At 71.3% G+C, this 18293-nt stretch carries 17 protein-coding genes and 1 pseudogene; 10 read left to right on the top strand and 8 right to left on the bottom strand.

Annotated elements, in window-relative coordinates; all coding sequences use genetic code 11:
- Positions 1-92 precede the first annotated feature (92 nt).
- The gene (locus GA0070620_RS02535; RefSeq protein ID WP_091588151.1) at positions 93-515 is read left to right on the top strand and encodes a VOC family protein; all 423 of its coding nucleotides are present in this window, start codon (positions 93-95) and stop codon (positions 513-515) included.
- Here GA0070620_RS02535 and GA0070620_RS02540 read toward each other — a convergent pair.
- Positions 508-1386 carry a hypothetical protein gene (locus GA0070620_RS02540; RefSeq protein ID WP_091588154.1) on the bottom strand — a complete coding sequence of 293 codons (879 nt, stop codon included), beginning with the start codon at positions 1384-1386 and terminating at the stop codon, positions 508-510. The two genes, GA0070620_RS02535 and GA0070620_RS02540, sit on opposite strands and share 8 nt — an antisense overlap.
- 336 nt (positions 1387-1722) lie before the next feature.
- On the opposite strand from GA0070620_RS02540, the gene GA0070620_RS02545 reads away from it, so the two are divergent.
- Positions 1723-2331 carry a hypothetical protein gene (locus GA0070620_RS02545; RefSeq protein WP_231922174.1) on the top strand — a complete coding sequence of 203 codons (609 nt, stop codon included), beginning with the start codon at positions 1723-1725 and terminating at the stop codon, positions 2329-2331.
- 50 nt (positions 2332-2381) lie between these two features.
- Here GA0070620_RS02545 and GA0070620_RS34200 read toward each other — a convergent pair.
- A pseudogene (locus tag GA0070620_RS34200) lies at positions 2382-3223 on the bottom strand (DUF4253 domain-containing protein).
- A gap of 85 nt (positions 3224-3308) precedes the next feature.
- Positions 3309-3845, bottom strand: coding sequence for a GNAT family N-acetyltransferase (locus GA0070620_RS34205; RefSeq protein ID WP_091588156.1), 537 nt, complete (start codon positions 3843-3845; stop codon positions 3309-3311).
- Between GA0070620_RS34205 and GA0070620_RS02560 the strand changes: the two genes are divergently transcribed.
- Complete coding sequence (locus GA0070620_RS02560) at positions 3789-4553, top strand: phosphotransferase family protein (protein WP_231922176.1); 765 nt, start codon at positions 3789-3791, stop codon at positions 4551-4553. The two genes, GA0070620_RS34205 and GA0070620_RS02560, sit on opposite strands and share 57 nt — an antisense overlap.
- A 41-nt stretch (positions 4554-4594) precedes the next feature.
- Positions 4595-5092: a YcxB family protein gene (locus GA0070620_RS02565; protein ID WP_091588162.1), complete on the top strand. Its 498-nt coding sequence runs from the start codon at positions 4595-4597 to the stop codon at positions 5090-5092.
- A 36-nt stretch (positions 5093-5128) separates the two neighbouring features.
- On the opposite strand, the gene GA0070620_RS02570 is transcribed toward GA0070620_RS02565, so the two are convergent.
- The 3 genes from GA0070620_RS02570 to GA0070620_RS02580 all read right to left on the bottom strand — a co-directional run bounded on the left by GA0070620_RS02570 (position 5129) and on the right by GA0070620_RS02580 (position 7267).
- Complete coding sequence (locus GA0070620_RS02570; RefSeq protein ID WP_091588165.1) at positions 5129-5569, bottom strand: VOC family protein; 441 nt, start codon at positions 5567-5569, stop codon at positions 5129-5131.
- A gap of 178 nt (positions 5570-5747) precedes the next feature.
- On the bottom strand, positions 5748-6587 hold the full coding sequence (locus GA0070620_RS02575; RefSeq protein ID WP_091588167.1) for an alpha/beta hydrolase: 840 nt from the start codon (positions 6585-6587) through the stop codon (positions 5748-5750).
- A gap of 71 nt (positions 6588-6658) precedes the next feature.
- Positions 6659-7267 carry a class I SAM-dependent methyltransferase gene (locus GA0070620_RS02580; protein WP_091588170.1) on the bottom strand — a complete coding sequence of 203 codons (609 nt, stop codon included), beginning with the start codon at positions 7265-7267 and terminating at the stop codon, positions 6659-6661.
- Positions 7268-7394: 127 nt separating this feature from the next.
- Here GA0070620_RS02580 and GA0070620_RS02585 point away from each other — a divergent pair, with 127 nt between their 5' ends.
- The 3 genes from GA0070620_RS02585 (at position 7395) to GA0070620_RS02595 (ending at position 10795) form a co-directional block, all read left to right on the top strand.
- Positions 7395-9437, top strand: a complete 2043-nt coding sequence (locus GA0070620_RS02585) for a hypothetical protein (protein ID WP_231922178.1) — start codon at positions 7395-7397, stop codon at positions 9435-9437.
- Between the two features lie 185 nt (positions 9438-9622).
- Entirely contained in the window at positions 9623-10042 is a 420-nt protein-coding gene (locus GA0070620_RS02590; RefSeq protein WP_091588175.1) for a hypothetical protein, read from the top strand.
- Positions 10043-10096: 54 nt separating this feature from the next.
- The gene (locus GA0070620_RS02595; RefSeq protein WP_091588178.1) at positions 10097-10795 is read left to right on the top strand and encodes a VOC family protein; all 699 of its coding nucleotides are present in this window, start codon (positions 10097-10099) and stop codon (positions 10793-10795) included.
- A 42-nt stretch (positions 10796-10837) separates the two neighbouring features.
- On the opposite strand, the gene GA0070620_RS02600 is transcribed toward GA0070620_RS02595, so the two are convergent.
- Positions 10838-11707, bottom strand: coding sequence for an SDR family NAD(P)-dependent oxidoreductase (locus GA0070620_RS02600; protein WP_091588180.1), 870 nt, complete (start codon positions 11705-11707; stop codon positions 10838-10840).
- A gap of 170 nt (positions 11708-11877) precedes the next feature.
- On the opposite strand from GA0070620_RS02600, the gene GA0070620_RS02605 reads away from it, so the two are divergent.
- The gene (locus GA0070620_RS02605) at positions 11878-12804 is read left to right on the top strand and encodes a helix-turn-helix transcriptional regulator (RefSeq protein WP_091588183.1); all 927 of its coding nucleotides are present in this window, start codon (positions 11878-11880) and stop codon (positions 12802-12804) included.
- A 61-nt stretch (positions 12805-12865) separates the two neighbouring features.
- Here GA0070620_RS02605 and GA0070620_RS02610 read toward each other — a convergent pair whose 3' ends face one another.
- A complete protein-coding gene (locus tag GA0070620_RS02610) occupies positions 12866-13234 on the bottom strand; it encodes a RidA family protein (RefSeq protein ID WP_091597855.1) in 369 nt (122 codons plus the stop codon).
- 166 nt (positions 13235-13400) lie between these two features.
- Here GA0070620_RS02610 and GA0070620_RS02615 point away from each other — a divergent pair, with 166 nt between their 5' ends.
- Complete coding sequence (locus tag GA0070620_RS02615; protein ID WP_157741510.1) at positions 13401-14249, top strand: hypothetical protein; 849 nt, start codon at positions 13401-13403, stop codon at positions 14247-14249.
- Between the two features lie 663 nt (positions 14250-14912).
- A complete protein-coding gene (locus GA0070620_RS02620; protein ID WP_172836368.1) occupies positions 14913-18119 on the top strand; it encodes a S8 family serine peptidase in 3207 nt (1068 codons plus the stop codon).
- The last annotated feature ends 174 nt before the right edge of the window (positions 18120-18293 follow it).

An 18293-nucleotide genomic window follows, 5' to 3' on the forward strand; every position in this document is an offset into this window, starting at 1 on the left:
GAGGGACCCGGCGACCGCCCCCGCGGAGGAGAGCATCGTGAACGACACCAACGAGGGGGGGCTCCCGCCCACGGCGAGGCACGATCCAGCGGATGGACAACGTCGCCGTCGTCGTCGACGACCTCGCCGCCGCTATGGCGTTCTTCGTCGAACTCGGACTGGAGCTGGAAGGCGAGGCGACGGTCGAGGGCAGCGCGGTGGATCGTCTCGTGGGGCTCGCGGGAGTCCGATCGGATCTCGCGATGATGCGTACCCCGGACGGCCACGGACGGATCGAGCTGACCAAGTACCACACGCCGCGCGCCCGAGACGGTGACTTGCGCGCTCCGACGAACACGGTGGGCGCTCACCGCGTCGTGTTCGCCGTCGACGACATCGAGGAGATCCTCGGCCGCTTGCGGCCACACGGCGCCGAACTCATCGGCGAGCTGGTGCAGTACGAGAACAGCTACCGGCTCTGCTACCTTCGCGGCCCAGCGGGCATCGTCGTCGCGCTGGCCGAGCAGATCAGTTGACCGGCTGGTGAACGGCCGCTCGTGCCGGCTCGGCGAGGTGCCATGTCGCCTCGGCGATGTCGTAGACCGCGGTGTGATCGACCCGGCCCGGAGGCGGGTGGGCGAGTCGCCACGGCTGGGGGGTGGCGGACAGGTTCACGACCACCGCGGTGGGGGACACCACGCCGAGCGCCCCGACCCACTGCTGGCTCTCGGCGACCAGGGCTTCGACGAGAGCGTCGGACGGATCCGACACGTCCACCGGCTCGGCATCGGCCACCAGGGCTGATCCGGCCAGCAGCGTCAGCAGGCGACCGAAGATGGCCAGGGGAACCCTTCGATCGGTTGACTCCACCCAGACGTAGCAGTCGTCGTGCCCGGAATACCACAGACGGCAGCCAGCGAGCGTCGGTAGGACAGGCCGGTCGTGACGGGCGGCTCCGACAGCGAGCGCGATCTCGTCCAACCGCTCCGCGCTCGGGATTCCCGGAAGGCCGACCATCGTCAGTTCGTACGGGTACCAGCCGTCCAGAAAGCCGGTCACATCGTCAGCGCGCATCACGAGGACCTCCTCGTCGAGCCCGACGACGCCGGCGGCCAGCTCACCCAGGTCGAACGTCGAGCAGTCGACGCCCTGAGCAGCGGCTATTCGCGATGGCTTCCACTGCACGTACTGCTCGTCCAGGAAGCTGTTGGTCTCGACGTCCAGCACGACGACGGTGTCCTTCGCGGCGTCGGACAGGATGTCCGCGAGTTCAGCGGCCTGCGCCGCCGTCGCCTGGACCACCCAGCAGCCGGTGTGCTCGCGGACGCTGAAGCTCAGCGGGAACGGGTCGCGGGTGAGGCCCACGCTGTTGACCGAGAACGCGCCGTCACGTCGGACTTCGACCACGGCCGCCTACCTTCCGCGCCACGGTGATTCTGCCTGCGCGGATCCTGCCAGCTGGCCAACGACATGCTCCCGGCGCCCCGGCGTGGCGGGTCCCGATAACCGCTGCTCCCTGCCGGCACGCCAGGACGAGGTTCTCCTGGAATGATCCGGACCATGACCACTTTCCGTCTGCTCCGGCAGACGAGTCGCGCGTCGCGATTCGCTGAGGTCACGGTCGAGGTGACAACGTCGAACCGTCCCGGAATCGAGATGGCGACGATGGTCGCGGGCCCTTGTCGCAGGGAGGCCGAGCTGGGCGCTCGGTGGGCTCTGCAAAGTTCTCCAGGGGGAACGGGGGTGATCGTGACGGACGTGGTCATCACCGAGAGCGACACCGGCGCGGGCGACGTCTACGAGGCGAGCGCCCGCGCCGTGTGGCTGTCGCTGGGTGTAGAGCATGACCTGTCGTACGTGGGCTTCAGTGATCCGGCGATCGTCACATCCTGGCTGACCAGCATGCTCGACCGACGGCTCGACGCCGTGACCGAGGCCCGCTACTGGCATCGGGGCCAGCGCGAGCCGGACGCGCAGAGCCTCCTGCATGCGTGGTTGTGCTTCGAACACGCTGTGCCGGTCGGCCTGCACGGCCGTGGCGACGAACTCCTGCTCTCCAAGGAGAATCCGTACCACCCCTACGAGATGGCCGAGCACGGCGAGACGAGGGTCGGTCCGGCGCGACCTCCGGATGTGCTCTCCGGGTTCGTCGGCGCCCGGCTCACCGACGGCGCCGTGATTCTCGGTCACGACGGCGACGATGTCTGCGCTGGCCTGTTGTTGCGGTTCGAGAACGGCGACCTCGTCGTCGGCACGCGCGGCGACGAATGGGTCCTCTCCGCCAACTCAGTGCCGGCGTGGGCCGCTCACCACTGGGCTGTACAACCCTTCGTACGCGCGGGCAGCCCGTAGCGATCGCGTCTGGCTGTCGTGCCCCTTCTGCCCGGCGTCGATGGCGCGGTTCAGTCCCACCAGAACGACCACCAGGATCGATCGACGATGCTCTCGGCATAACGGGTGAGGGTGTTCGTGCTGGACTGCCACACGTTGTCGGGGCAGAACGCGAAGTGTTCGGCAGCGATGCGCAGCGCCTGGTTCGTATCAGTGGGCGGAGCCGCGACGCTGAGGTAGAGCACGGCTGGTCCGAGGCCGACGACTCGTGCGCGAAGCGTTCTTCCCAGCTGCGCAGCACCGTGCTGAACTGCGCGGTGTCGTTCTCGTAGTTCAACGGCCCGCCCCAGCCCAGGTCGGCCAAGGCATCCGCGCCGCGGGCACTGGCGCTCAGCCCGAGGCGCGGTGCGGTCAGCCACGCGGCGGCGACCAGGTGCTCCGCGAAGTCGGCAGCCCGCGCAGCGGGGTCCTCCTGCAGTGTCCCGGCGGGTGCGATTCCGGGCCAGCGCTGGCCAAACGGTGCCGTGATGGCCGTCCGCTCGGGCGCGCTGAGCATGTCGTCGTCCTCGCTCACATCGGTGTAGGCGGACCACCACCCGGCCAGCAGTGTGTCGACGTCATGATCGCCCGGCCTGGACTTGATGAGGCCCGGGTCGAGTTCGCCGGTCGTCCATGGGCGGCCTGCCTCGTACCGACTCTCTTCGAGCAGCAGCGGCCAGAGACCCGTTCGAGCGTGGCAATCCTGAAGTGATCGCCACAGGCTCGCATCCGGGCGGGTGTCGCTGATCCACAGGATCGGTTCCTCGAGAAGCCCGGCGGCGGTTTCGTGCACGGCCCGCCCTGGCGGCAGGTCGAGGCCGACGAAGTCCCTGCCCGAGTCGTGTCGAAGGTGCGTCAGTGGATTGCGTGTCATGGCGCGCAGGCTAACGATCGGCCATGACAGTCAGAGTCACTCAGCTCGTCGGTCGCCTGCCTACGCCGCTACCGCGGCGGGCGGGTCACGAGCGCGCGGGCCGATGCAGCAGTTGTCGAGAAGACTCGAAGCCCAGCCGCTCGTACACCGGTACCGCTCTGCGACCGGAGTGGACGGTCACGCGCGAGGCCCCGAGGCGTGTGGCGTGCTCTGACGCGGCCTCCACGAGCGCCGAGCCGATTCCGTGACCGCGGTGCTCCGGCAGGACGAAGACGCTCTGGAGGTCCGCGGACAGCCGACCTGTTGCTCCAGGTCTCGGAGCCCGAGGGAGGAGTGCGACCCAGGCCATACCGACGATCTCGGGGCTGCGGAGCCGGGCGGCGAACGCCACGTGGGTGTGGCGGTGGGTCGTCCACCACAGCGCGACGTCGGCGGCGAAGGCCTCGCCGGATGCGCCTGCGGGTTCCTCATTCAGCGCGCTCGTGCCCAACGGCGCGAGTCGGTCGGACTGCCGAGCACCGGAGCGGGTTGACCGCGCGGTGGCCCCCGAATTCCGGTGACGTCCGTGGTCGTCTCGCTGAGACTGGCTGACATGGGAGAGGTCGAGGTGGTCGTCGGCCATCAGGAGCGCGTGACCCTGCGGGCCGGCGACGTGTTCCTGAAGGTCGACTCCGACCAGACCCGCACCGACGTCGAGGTCGAGGCGATGGGCCTGGCGCCGATCCCCACCCCGGAGATCCTGTGGCGCAGGCCGCCCGTGCTCGCGCTCGCCGCCCTCCCCGGGAGGGCCCTCGGCCGGCTCGGCGAGCCGTCGACCGCGTCGCCGGCGGCGTGGGCCGCGGCCGGTGCCGCCGTACGGATGCTGCATGACGCGCCGTTGCCGCCGTGGCCCGGTCGCCGTCTCGACGAGATCGCCGCGCGCCTCGACGGCGAGTGCGAGTGGCTCGTCGCGAACGACGTCCTCCCCACCGAGCTGGTCACGCGCAACCGTCTCGTCGCCGAGGCCGCGCTCCGGCCGTGGACACCGGTGTTCATACACGGCGATCTGCAGATCGTCCACGTGTTCGTCGACGGTGACGAAGTCACCGGTGTGCTCGACTGGTCCGAGGCGAGCCAGGGTGATGCCCTCTACGACCTGGCCATCTTGACGCTCGGACACGAGGAGCGCCTCGGCGACGTCGTCGCCGGCTACGGCACCGAGGTCGACCTGGACGTGATCCGCGCATGGTGGTCGTTGCGAAGCCTGCTGGCGATCCGCTGGCTCGTGGAGCACGGCTTCGACCCGTTCGCGCCAGGCTGCGAGGTCGACGTGCTGAGGGCCCGGATGTGAGGCGCCGCCCGGGGAGCGTCTGGGCGCACTATCGTTCTGCCGTGCACATTCGCTTTGACGTCCCCGCCGATCCCGCCTACCCCGGTCGCGTGGCCGCAGCGCTCAGCAGCGTCCGGCTGCGCAGGTTCGGCTATATCGGCGCGGTACTCACGGCGGTCGGGGTGATCGTCTTCGCCGTCTCGCGGGGCACCGCGTGGGGTGACCGAATCGTGCCGTTGTGCACCGCGCTGGTCCTGGCCGGCCTGCTGTCGGTGCTCTACGCGCCGTGGGTGCGGTGGCGCGCCCGGCGCCGCTCCGCGGGCTACGCCGTCGAGGGCGGCTACGACATCACCGACGACAACATCATGATGCGTAGCGGCTCGGAATCCGGCGGTATCGCCTGGGACGGGGTCGCGAAGGTGCGGGACACCCCCGAGTTCTGGATCGTGTACGTCGGCCGGATGCCGGCGACCGTCATCCCCCGTCGCCTGATGTCCGGCGAGGACGCGGAGACGTTGCGCGCCTTCATGGTCGAGCGCGGTCTGCTCCAGCCCCGGTGAACTCGGACGAGTGCTGCGCCGAAGGCCGGCGACGTCTCAGCCGAGCTGTTCGGCCAGACCGACGATGATGCCCTCCGGGCCGCGGACGTAACAGAGCCGGTAGAGGTTCTCGTACTGCGCCAGGTCCCCGACGAGTTCGGCGCCGTGCGTACGCAGGCGGGCAACCACGTCCTCGATGTCGTCGACGGCGAACATGATGCGGCGGATGCCCAGCGTGTTCGCCGGCGCGTCGCTCGGGGCGGCGCTGATCGCCTTCGGCGTGTGGAACCTCGCCAGCTCGATCCGACCGTCACCGTCCGGGGTTCTCAGCATCGCGACGTCCTGGCGGACATCGTCGATCCCGATGACACGCTCGACCCAGCGCCCCTCGACCGGCCCCCTGCCCGCCAACTCCACACCGAGTTCGACGAAGAACGCGATGACCGCGTCGAGGTCGTCGACGACGATGAGGACGTTGTCCATCCGCTGGATCGCCATACGGTCTCCCTGGCCTTGTGCGGTCCCGGTGGCCGCGTTCACTCCTGGGACGGAGCCGCCGGGCCGATTTCGACAGACTGGCACATCTGCCGCCGGAATACCTCGGGACCGACGCCGTCCAGCGGGCGGCAGCAGGACGGTGTCGGCCGTCAGCCACCCGCCGTTCCGGCGCCCCGTCTCAATCCGTCAGCTGTCGGCTGAGGTAGGCGAGCGTGGTGTCGACGATCGGGGACAGCGGCACCCCGACGAAGCAGTGGTCGGCGTCGGGGATCACGAGCAGCTCGACGTCGGCGCCGACGGCCCGCAGGGCGGCGGCCAGCTCCTGACTCTGGCCGACCGGCACGATCAGGTCGCGGTCGCCGTGCACCAACATCATCGGCGGTGCCTGCGGGCTCACGTACGTGACGGGGCTGGCCGTCCGCGCCAGGTCGGGGTGCTGCGGAACGGCACCGCCGATGAGCAGCGACTCCGGTGCGTCGGGTGCGTCGTGGTCGATCTCGGCGAGCGGGTGCGCCTGTCGTTGCATGTGGGCGAGGTTCGACGGGGCGTACCAGCAGACCGCGGCCTGGACGTGGCTGTCGTCGTCGTCGGTCCCGGTGAGCGCGATCATCGAGGCCAGGTGCCCGCCGGCCGACTCACCCCACACCCCGATCCGGTTGCCGTCCAGCCCCAACGCGCCGCCGGCACGCCGGAGCCAGCGCACGGCCGACCGCACGTCGTCGAGTTGGGCGGGGAATCGTGCCTCGCCGCTGAGCCGGTACTGCGCGAACGCGACGGCGAACCCCGCTCGGAGGGCCGCGGTGAAGGGATCCGCGGCCATCAGCCAGTCGGCCGGCTGCTTGGGTGAACCGTGCAGCCACGCGCCGCCGTGGATGAACAGCAGGACGGGAGCCGGGGCCGAGCCGCCTTGGGGCACCGCGACGTCCAGGGTCAGCGGCCGGAAGCCGGCGTACTCGGCCACCACGATGTCGCGGTAGAGGATTCGGTCCGTCAGACGCCACGGTTCGGGAATCGCCATCGAAAAGGATCCTCGCACGTCGATGCCGGACGGTCGTGCCGGAGTGAGGGCGCGGGCCCGGTCGACTCAGCTCACCGCTCGCTCACGGTGGCCGCGATGGCGGCGTGCGGCCGGTGAGCGGCGTCGTCGAGCCGCGGCAGACGCTCCACCTCCGTGAAGCCGGCCCTGGTCAGTCGCTCGGAGAACTCGTCGACGGGCCAGCGGTAGGCGGTCGCGACCTTGTGGTCGAAGGCGGCGACCTCGTCGCCCACGAAGATGCCGACCACCAACGTCCCGGCCGGGGCCATCGCTCGCCGGAACCGTACGAGCACGTCGTCGAGATCCGGCGGCGGCAGGTGGATCAACGAGTACCAGGCCAGGATGCCGGCGACGGAGTGGTCGGCGACGGCGAGATCGTCGAGGGACCCGAGCTGGTATCTCCCGTCCGGATGCGTCACCCTCGCGTGGGCGATGAACTCGGGCACCATGTCGATCCCGGATGCGTCGACGCCCAGCGAGCGAAGGTAACCGGTGAGGTGTCCCGGCCCGCAGCCCAGGTCGAGCACCGGGCCGGGTCGTCCGGCCAGATGCCGCGCGATGAAGGCGAGGTCGTCGGCGTGCACCTGCTCGCTGCTGCCGAACAGCTCGATGTAGAGCTCGGCCACGGATGCGTAGGCCAGCCGGACGTGCTCCTGGTTCACCGGGCGAAATATACGCCCGGGCCGGGGGAGTCGTGGCGCCCTTGCTGAGAATCCTTCACGAGCGTAGGAAGGACGACATCCACCACCGTCGTCCCGTGCTCCGACCCACCGTCCCGTGTCGAAGGAGATGCGTGTGACCTCTCCCAGACGGCTGCGTTTCGCCGTGTCCGTGCTCGTGACCGCCGGCGCCGTCCTGTCCGGCGCGTCCGCGGCCGCGGCGCCACCCGCGACCACCGGACCCGCCGCCGCCCAGCCGAACTGCGACCCGATCGACCCGGCGGCCTGCCTGTTGCCGTTCCCCAACGACTACTACACCGTCCCGGATCGGAGCAGCCCCACCGGCAAGCGGGTTCGGTTCGCGGCCTCCGCGATGCCCGCCAACGCGCAGGGCACCCCGATCGACCCGACCGAGTGGAACCGACAGGACGGGTTCAGTCCCGGCTCACCGATTCTGGTGCGGGTGCCCGGCCTCGACGTCGCGAAGACCGGGATCGCGCCGGTCACCGACATCGGCCGCTCGCTGGCGCCGGACGCGCCGATCGTGCTGGTCGACACCCGGACCGGCAAGCGCACGCCCTACTGGGCCGAGCTGGACGCGCACGCCGCCGGCCAGCCCGACCGGCAGCTGCTGATCATCCGTCCGGCGGTGGCGTTGGCCGAGGGCACCCGGTACGTCGTCGGCCTGCGCCGCCTGCGCGACGGCAACGGGGCTCTGATCCCGGCGCCGAAGGCGTTCACGGCGTACGTCACCGGCGCCGACCTCCGCCACCGGGACAGTCGGGTCCCGCAGATGAAGCGGATCCTGGCCGACCTGACCAGGAGCGGCGTGCAGCGCCACAGCCTCTACCTCGCCTGGGACTTCACCGTGGCCAGCCGGCACGGTCTGACCGGGCGGATGCTGGCGATCCGGGACGGCGCGTTCGCCGCCCTCGGCCGGGCCGCGCCGTCGTTCACCGTCACCCAGGTGACCGACTACCCGCCCGAGCAGGACCCGCTGATCGCTCGGCAGGTCACCGGCACCGTCGCCGTACCGTCCTACCTGACCGGCGGCGGCGGGCCCGGCTCCCGACTGCACTACGGACCGGCCGGCGGCGGGGGAACGCCACCGACGCCGAACGCGCTGCCCACACCGTCCGGCGCGACGGTGGCGGCGGACTTCGTCTGCAACATCCCGCGCAGCGCCTCCGCGAGGAAGCCGGCGCACCTCTCCCTCTACGGGCACGGTCTGCTCGGCAGACCGACCGAGATCAACGCCGGCAACGTCAGGACGATGTCGAACACGTACGACTTCACCTTCTGCGCGACCAGTTGGATCGGCATGGCCGCCGCCGACGTCCCCTACGTGGCCGGTGCCTTCACCGACCTCAGCGCCTTCCCCGCCGTGGCGGACCGGTTGCAGCAGAGCTTCCTGAACTTCCTCTTCCTGGGCCGCGCGATGATCCACCCGCGCGGGTTCGCCGCCCACCCGGCGTTCCGGGACGCCACCGCACGGCCACTGATCGACGCGGCCGGCGGGCTGCACTACGACGGCAACAGCCAGGGCGGCATCAACGGTGGCGCGCTCACCGCCATCGCCCAGGACTGGACCCGGTCGGTGCTCGGCGTGCCGGCGATGAACTACTCCACGCTGCTTCAGCGCAGCGTGGACTTCGCCCCGTTCCAGACGGTCATGGACGGCCACTATCCGGACAAGGTCGACCAGCAGCTGATCTTCGCGCTGCTGCAGATGCTGTGGGACCGCTCGGAGGCCAACGGGTACGCCCAGCACATGACCGACCGCCCGCTGCCCGGCACCCCGAAGCACCAGGTGCTGATGCACGTGGCCTTCGGCGACCAGCAGGTCTCGCCCGTCGCGGCGGAGGTCCAGGCGCGCACCATCGGCACGCGCCTGCACACGCCCGCGCTCGCCGACGGCTGGTCGCTGGACGTACGCCCCTACTGGGGCATCCCACCGATCCGCGGCTACCCGTACCGGGGCTCGGCGATGGTGGTCTGGAACAGCGGCGCGGCCCAGGCTCCGCCGCCGACCAACCTCGCCCCGGCCGGGCCGGAGTACGGCGACGACCCGCACGAGTTCCCCCGCGCCCAGGCCGGCGCCCAGAAGCAGAAGGCGGTGTTCCTGCTCACCGGGAACGTCATCGACGTCTGCGCCCGGACGCCCTGCCCGTGACACGGTGACCTTCGCAGCGTCGCGGCCCGCCGGGATCACCGACCCGGCGGGCCCATGGGCGGGTGAACCCCGCCGGAGCGCGTACGGCTGACCGGCCGTTGCGGCGATGGCATCGGTGTCGCCGTCGGGCTAGCCTGGCGGCGCGCCGACATCGGCGTCCGATACGGCTTCCGGAGGCCGCGCGGATGACCAAGCCCGCAGTGACATCGCACGATCTCGGCGGCGCGCCGCGCGCCCAGGTGGCCATCACCGTGCTGCTCATCGTCGTCGGCGTGCTCGTCCTCTTCGTTCCCGCCGGCGACGAAGGCCGCGTCCTGGTGCCGATCAGCGAGGGTCACGGGCTTTCCGCCGTGGACGGGATCGGCGCGACGCTGCTGGCGGTGGGCGGCACCTGGCTGGAAGTGCTCGTCGTACGCCGTCTGCCGCATCTCGCCCTGCCCCCGCGGGCCCTGTTCGGCCTCGGTCTGCTGGCCGGCCTCGGCCTCGGGCTCCTGATCGCCTCGGTCTTCTCGGGATTCTTCTGGTGGTGGGCGGTCGGCGCGGCCACACTCGGCGTCGCGCTCCTCGTCCTCGTGCCCCTGACGGCCAGCCGTCCGGGCCGGTGACGGGTCCCACTTAATGCGTTGTTGCGTTGTCGGGCCGGTGTCTAGGGTGCGGTGATGCGACTTCTGGCGGTGACATTCGACGCGCAGGATCCGGCTCGTCTGGCGCGGTTCTGGGCCGGTCTGTTGGGCAGGGCCGCCGTCGAGGATCGCGGCGGGGTGCTCCTGCCCGGCGAGGGCGGCCAACTCGGCCTGCGGTTCAGCCCGGCACCTCCGGTGGAGGCCGGGCCGAGCCGGCACCTGCACCTGCACCTGACCAGTGCCAGTCTGACCGACCAGCAGGACACGGTCGAGACGGCCCTGAAGCTCGGCGGCAGCCACCTCGACGTCGGGCAGCTTCCGGAGGAGGAACACGTCGTCCTGGGCGATCCCGAGGGCAACGCGTTCTGCGTGATCGAGCCGGGCAACTCCTTCCTCGCCGGGTGCGGCCCGCTCGGGGAGGTCGCCTGTGACGGCCCCCGCGAGGTCGGCGTCTTCTGGAGCCAGGCGCTGAGCTGGCCGCTGGTCTGGGACCAGAACCAGGAGACGGCGATCCAGTCACCGCGGGGCGGCACGAAGGTCGCGTGGGGCGGGCCCACGGTGGCCCCGAAGCGGACGAGGAACCGGCAGTGTTTCGACCTCATCGCCGAGGGCGACCAGCAGGCGCAGATCGACCGACTGGTCACCCTCGGCGCCGCTGCGCTGGAGACCGAGGACGACGGCGTCGTCCTGATGGCCGACCCCGACGGCAACGAGTTCCGCGTGCGAGGGCACTGACGTCCGCTCGACGAGGTGCACCGCCGAGCACGCCAGCCCGGGTCACGAGAGCGGGCGGACCTCGCTGATGTCCGTGGTGGTGGCCAGGTCGCGACCGGCCTCGATGTCCTCGGTGAGGCTGCGGACGCTGGCGGTGGCCAGGGCGTACGAGTCGGACCCGAGGAGCTGGTGCAGGGGAGCCGTGCCGCTCTCGGCGATGCGGATGATCGCGGTGGCGGCTCTGACCGGGTCACCGAGCTGGGTGCCGGGCATGGTCAGATGCTCGTCGGTCATCTGCCGGATGGCGTCGTAGCCGTCGGCGGTCCGCGCCGGCAGTCGCAGGCTGTGGGTACGCAGGAAGTCGGTGCGCAGGTAGCCGGGCTCGACTAGGTTGACGCGGATACCGAAGTCGGCGACCTCGGCGGCGAGAGCCCCGGTGAGGCCCTCCAATGCGTACTTGGCGGCACAGTAGGCGCCCCATCCCGGGAAGGTGGTGAGCCCGAGGATGGAGGAGACGTTGATGATGTGGCCGCCACGGCGGGCGCGCATGCCGGGCAGGACCGCCCGCAGCACGTTCCAGGTGCCGAAGAGCTGCACGTCGAACAGGTCCCGCGCCTCGGCGTCGGTGACCTCCTCCACGGCGCCCAGCAGACCGTATCCGGCGTTGTTGACCACGACGTCGACGGCGCCGAACCGGGCGTGGGCCGCCTCCACGGCGGCGGCGACGGCCTTCTCGTCGGCGAGCGCGACCGGCAGGGCCAGCAGTCGTGCCGTGTCGACGGAACCCAGCGCGGCGGTCAGCCGCTCGGTCGAGCGGGTGGTGGCGGCGACGTTGTCCCCGCGCTGAAGCAACTGCCTGACCAGCTCCAGACCGAGTCCTCGGGACGTGCCCGTGACGAACCAGGTCGCCGGTCCGGTGGTGGGGTACGGCATGAGATGTCTCCTCGGCTGCTCATCGACGCGTCCCCGAACGGGGCCGCCACCTGATGCTGCGTCGGCCTCCGGGGCCGGGGACACGCCCAGCCACGCCCAGCTCTACCTGGGAATGACGTGCCCACCCAACCGCTGGCAACCCCGACTCCGCCCGGGCCATCATTGAGCGCATGGCAGGGCGTACAGATCTGGGCGACTTCCTGAGGAAGTGCCGGGCCGAGATGACGCCGGAGGCCGCCGGTCTCCCCGGTCACGCCGGGCACACCGGTCGCCGGGTGCGTGGCCTTCGCCGGGAAGAGGTGGCCCAGCTCGCCGGCGTGAGCGTCGACTACTACACCCGCCTGGAGCAGGGCCGGCACAGCAGCCCCTCGGAGGCGGTCCTCGACGCTCTCGGGCGGGTCTTCCAGCTCGACGCCGCCGCCCGCGCCCACCTCGCCGACCTGGCCCGACCCGCCCGCCGCCGTAGCGCGCAGGTCACCCCCCAGCGGGTCCGCCCGGCGCTGCAGCAGATGATCGCGTCGATGGTCGACCACCCGGCCTTCATCGTGGGCCGCCGCACCGACGTGCTCGCGTCCAACACCCTGGCGCGTGCCCTGCTCACCGACTGGACCCGCCTGCCACCGCGGCACCGCAACTACACGCGCTGGGTCTTCCTCGACCCGGCCGCCCGCGACGCCTTCGCCAACTGGTCGACGGTGGCGGCCGAGGTGGTGGGCACCCTGCGCCTCTACGCCGGGCGCTTCCCCGACGATCCCTGGCTCAACGAACTGGTCGGCGAGCTGACGATCAAGAGCCCGGAGTTCCGCACGTGGTGGAACGGACATCGGGTGCACGAGCGTACGCACGGCACCAAACACATGCGGCATCCGGCCGTCGGGGAGATCACCATTCGCTACGAGGCGCTGGCGTTGCCCGGCGACCCCGACCAGACACTGTTCATCTACACCACCGACCCGGGAAGCCCGTCGCACGACAATCTCCGCCTGCTCGCACTCTGGGCCACCCAGCAGGGGAGCCCGGGCACGACGGGCACGACGGCGCCCCCGACGCCGACGTGCGCGTCTCGCGACACGGGCCGCTCGACCGACGCCGGCTGAGCGCACGCCGCCAGCGAGATCCTGCGACGCTGACGGCCCCGCACGGGTGGTGGTCCTTCCGTCAGGCTGCGGCGACCGCTTCGATCTCCAGCAGCCACGCCTCGTCGTAGATGCCGGTGATGATGATGGTGAGCGCTGGGCGATGCTCGCCGAGGATCTCGCGGCGGATACGGCCGTTGGCCTCCCGGTATCTGCGGTCGGACAGGAAGATGGTGACCTTGGCGAGGTTACGCTCGGTCATGCCCGCCTCGCCCAGGACGGTCAGCACGTTCCGCCACGCCAGGCGGCACTGACCGTCGAAGTCGTCCGGCACGGTCCCATCAGGTGCTTCGGGGACCTGTCCGCTGATGAACAGGATTCGGTCGGCGCCGGTGACCAGGGCGCCCTGGGCGTAGGACCAGGGCTGCGGATCGATGCTGGTGATCTGCATGGCGGGCACCCTAAGGGTGGCCCTGCCGCCACGTCTACCGATTGACGCGGCAGCGGCCACCACACACTCGTAGCGCCATCAACGTCGGCCTCCATCGAATACGATCGCCGTCTAGTCCAAGCGCAGCCGAAGACGTCGGTGTGGTGGGTCGGCCACGAGGAGGACGGTGACCGAGAAGACGAGCGGTGCTCCCGCGGTCCTGCCGCCGGCCAGTGGCCGGCGGCGCCCGGCGCCCTCGTGGATGGCTGTGCTCGTCGCGGCCGTCCTCGTCGCGGTCATCGCCAAGGGCCTGGCGTCGTTCAACAGCAACTACTACGAGGTCTGGATCTACAACGACGCGCAGACCGGCGAGGAGCAGCGCGAGCAGGTCATGGTCGACGTGTTCATGACCCACACGTCCGGCTTCTTCTGGGGTCAGCTCGTCGCGCTGCTCCTGGGCGCGTTTCTTGCCGTACGCCTGCGGGGACTGCCCCGCGCGCTCGCCGCGGCCCTGTCGGCCGGTCTGGTCCTCGCGGCCGTCGACGTCGCTGTCGCCTGGCATTCGTCGGCCGACAGTCGGCGGGCGCTGTCCCGGTGGGCCGAGAGGTCCCCGGGGGAGTTTCCCGCCGACCTGCTCTCCGACGACCGGTTCCTGCAGGTGCTGATCGCGGGGCTGGCCCTGTTCCCCGTCGCCGCGATCGCCGGCGTGGGACTCGGCACCCTGATCGCTCCACTGCGACATGCGCCAGCCGTTGCGCTGGCGAGTCTCGCGGTCATCGCCACGGTGTCGTACGGCGTGCTGACCGCAGCTGTCGGCTGGATCGTAGCGACGGGGGAGGCGGAGCCCGTGGCGCTCCTCATCCTGCTCGCCCTCCTGCCACCGGCGGCGGCCACACCCGCGGTGGTTCGCACCGCCGTCGGTGACCACGGCGAGGCTTTCACCCTCACGATGATGATCAGCGGCCTTACCTGGGCCCTGCTGCTGGTCAGTGCTGGTTGGCTCATGCAGCGGCGCGGGAACCGGTCGGCGCGCTGACCGCGATCACCGGCCGGTGCGTACGCGTGCGTCGTCGCGGCGGAGGGGGACGCGCTGGACACCGGGTCGGCGGCGGCCACGGCCCCGGGCGGTCCGACGGGGAGGAGGGCGGCGACGGTCAGCCCGACGAGCGCAGCGCGTAACGCCCTGGTTCTCCCTGGTGTGGTCACGACCGGATCTCTCTGTGCGGGGAGGCCGGATAATCCACTTCGTCGAGTATTGACTTACGTCCACGCCGTGAGCAGGGGATCCATCGATGGGCAGGGCGTCAGGGGGCGTCCGGCCGGCGCGCGTGGCCGCGACCCGACACGAAACTGTGCCGCTCGGGAAATGATCATGAAACGAGGCGTGGCGAGGGTGCGGAAGCGGCGCTGTGCGTTGCCGGCAAGAGGGAGGGAAGGTTTCCCGCAGGGCCCCGAACCCGCTCCGGCAGCCCATATGATCTTGCCCCGCGGCGCGCCGACCGCGCGCCCTCACCATCGACAAGGGAGCAGGATGCTCAGGAAAACGCGGTGGCTACTGGCCATCGTTGTCACGGCGACGGCGCTCGGCGCCGTGCCGGGCGGACCGGCCACAGCCGACCCCGGCGATGCCCCGGCGGGCGCGTCCGACAACCCCACCGGCGGCACAACCCACACCGTCACCCTCCTGACCGGAGACGTCGTGACGGTTAAGGACACCGGCAAGGGATGCCCGCAGGCCACCGTACGGCCCGCGGAGCCGGACGCACTGTTCCGGCAGACCTGCGGGCCGGACGGGCACCTGCACGTCATCCCCGCGAAGGTCGCGGCCCAGGTCGGCGGTCTCCTCGACCCCGACCTGTTCGACGTCAGCGCCCTCATCGCCGACGGCTACGACGACGAGACCAGCGACACGCTGCCCGTCATCGTGCGGTCCGCCACGCAGAACGCGCGCGTCACCGGCCTCGACGACGTGCTGGCGTTGCCGAGCATCAACGCGGTGGCCGGGCACGTACCCAAGAAGACCGGAGCCACCGCCAAGCGGGCCGCCGACTCGCTGCTCGCCGGCGCGACGAAGGTCTGGCTCGACCGCAAGGTCCGCGCCACCGCGCTCACCGGCGGTGGCCACGGCACGGCTCCCAGCCGCGACCTCGACCGCAACCTGGGCCAGGTCGCCGCGCCGGAGGCGTGGAAGGCCGGCTACACCGGCAAGGGCGTCCGGGTCGCGGTCCTCGACTCCGGCGCCGACTTCAACCACCCCGACCTGGTCGGCCGAGTGGTCGACCGGGCCGACTTCACCGTCGAGGGCGGTGACGCCGTCGACCACCTGGGCCACGGTACGCACGTCGCGTCGACCATCGCCGGCTCCGGCGCCGCCGCGAACGGCGAGCGCCGCGGCGTCGCACCGGACGCCCGACTCGTGATCGGCAAGGTCCTCGACGACCATGGCAGCGGCAGCGACTCGCAGATCATGGTCGGCATGCAGTGGGCCGCCGAACGGGCCGACGTCGTCAACATGAGCCTCGGTGGTGAGGCAGCCGACGACGGCAACGACCCGCTGTCGCTCGCCGTCGACGCGCTGAGCAAGCAGACCGGCGCCCTGTTCGTCATCTCCGCCGGCAACAGCGGCGCCGCCATCTCCTCGCCCGGCTCGGCCGCGAGCGCCCTCACCGTCGGCGCCGTCGACGGTGACGACAAGCTCGCCTACTTCTCCAGCCGTGGGCCGCTGGTCGGCGGCAGCGTGGCGAAGCCCGAGCTCGTCGCACCGGGCGTCGACATCGTCGCCGCCCGCGCCGCCGGGACGAACCTGCAGGACCCGATCGACCAGTACTACGAGGGCTCCAGCGGCACCTCGATGGCCGCCCCGCACGTGGCCGGCGCTGCCGCCCTGCTCGCGCAGCGGCACCCGGACTGGACCGGGGAGCAGCTCAAGGCGGCCCTCGTCGGCGCCGCCGACCCGCTGGCCGGCAACGACCCCTACGCGGTCGGCGCGGGGCGGCTCAACGCCGCCCGGGCCCTCGGCGGCCCGGTCAGCAACCAGCCGGCGGTCAACCTCGGCACCTTCGCCTACCCGCAGTCCGGTGTCAGCGAGACGACGCTGACCTGGACCGGCGACCGGACGCCGGCGACCGTCAACCTCGACCTCGACGTGACCGTCACCGCGCACGACGGCGCACCGGCGCCGCGTGGCGCGGCGTCCCTGTCGGCGTCGCGGCTGGCACTCAAGCGCGGCGGTCCGGCCGGCGTGACGCTCCGGCTCAACCGCACCGCACTGGCCGCCCGGCCCGGCTACTACGTGGCCACCGTCACCGCCCGCACCGGACGCACGCTCGTCTCCACCACGCCGGTGAGCTTCTACGTGGAACCGCCCAGCTACGACGTGACCATCCGCACCAAGCCGATACCCGCGGTGCGGGAGGGCGCGGACACCTCGGTCTCCGTCGAGGTGACCAACCTCAGCGACCCGCTGCTCTACCTGGGCGGGGCGTTCGGCACGCCGGGTGACACCCTCACCGTGCGGGTGCCGGCCGGGCGGTACGCGATCATCGGCGCGTACATCTCGTTCTACGGCGACCTGGAGACGACTGAGCAGCAGGCGACGATCGTCGGCAGCACCGACGTCACGGTGACGGGTGCCCGGAGCCTGACCCTCGACCCGGCGCGGGCGCGGCCGGTGACCGCGAAGGTCGACGGTGTCGCCGCCAACCCCTTCCAGGTCGACTACACCATGCTCCGGGCCGCCGCCAACGGTGCCGCCTGGGTGAGCAAGGTCAACGGTGTCGGCTCGGCGCCGAAGGTGTCGGTGGGCGAGCTGCCGCAGCCCGGCATCGGGTCCCAGCGTGCCTGGTCGGTCGTCAGCCTGGCGTCGCCGGCCGCCGCGGGAACGCCGTACCACTACTACCTGGTGCACGAGTACCCGAAGGGCGTGCCGGCCGACCCGGCGTTCCGGGTCACCACGGCCGAGCGGGCCAGGCTGGCCCGGATCGACGAGCGGTTCCACCAGATCGACCTGGAGTCGATGGAGACCCAGCTGCTGCGCGGCGCGTACACGGAGGACGGGATCCCACTGGCGCAGACCTACGAGGGCGGCCTGACGGGTAACCGCACCGACTACCTCTCGCCCGACGTCGTCTGGCGCGACTACGGCACGTACGGCGGCACGCCGGTCCACGAGCCGCCGCGCACGTACCTGCCCGGGAGCCGGCAGATTAAGATCTGGGCCCGGCAGCCGCTGCACCCCGGCTGGTCCGACAACCCGGCCGGCGCCGGCTACGGGTGCGCGAGCGATCCGACCGCACCGTCGCGGACCCGCGGCAACCTGCACGTCGACCTCGTCACGTTCATCGACCAGCACGACCGTGTCGACTGCCTCCGGGGCAACCTGATCGGGGTGACCCGCAGCCTGGCGCTCTACCGCGACGGCAAGCTGGTCGGAAAGGGCAGCGGCCCGTACGCCGACTTCGGTGTTCCGCAGCAGGCGGCCGACTACCGGCTGACCTACGACGTCGACGCGAGCCTGCTGCTGCCCGTCTCCTCGCGGACCAGCACCTCCTGGACGTTCCGATCCGCCGGCCCGGAGGGGACCGGAAGCGTGCCGCTGCCACTGCTCGCGCTCGACTACGTGCTGCCGCTGGACCTCGCCAACCACCCCACCGGTGGCACGGCGGAGTTCACCGTCCGGCAGTCCCGCGTCCTGCCCGCGCAGAAGGTGACCACCTTCCAGGTGTGGACCTCCACCGACGACGGTGGCACGTGGCAGTCGGCCCCGGCCACCCGCAGCGGGGACAGCTACCGGATCGAGCTGCCCAAGGTGAAGACCGGGAAGGCCGTCTCGCTCCGGGTGAAGGCCGAGGGCAACGCCGGTAGCGGCATCGACCAGACGATCATCCGGGCGTACCAGGCCGGCTGACCGTCACGCGCACGGTGCGGCCGGCTCGACAGCGGCCGCACCGGGCGCCTCGGCACGCGCGCCAGCATGCTTTTCCACCGAGGCGGGTTTCGTGTCGGCCCATTGTCTCCGGTTGATGTTCTCGGCTCCGCACGCCTACCGGCCGCTGTGACGTTCTTTACAGGCGACTGCGCT

The organism is Micromonospora krabiensis, from assembly GCF_900091425.1.
GTDB lineage: Bacteria > Actinomycetota > Actinomycetes > Mycobacteriales > Micromonosporaceae > Micromonospora > Micromonospora krabiensis.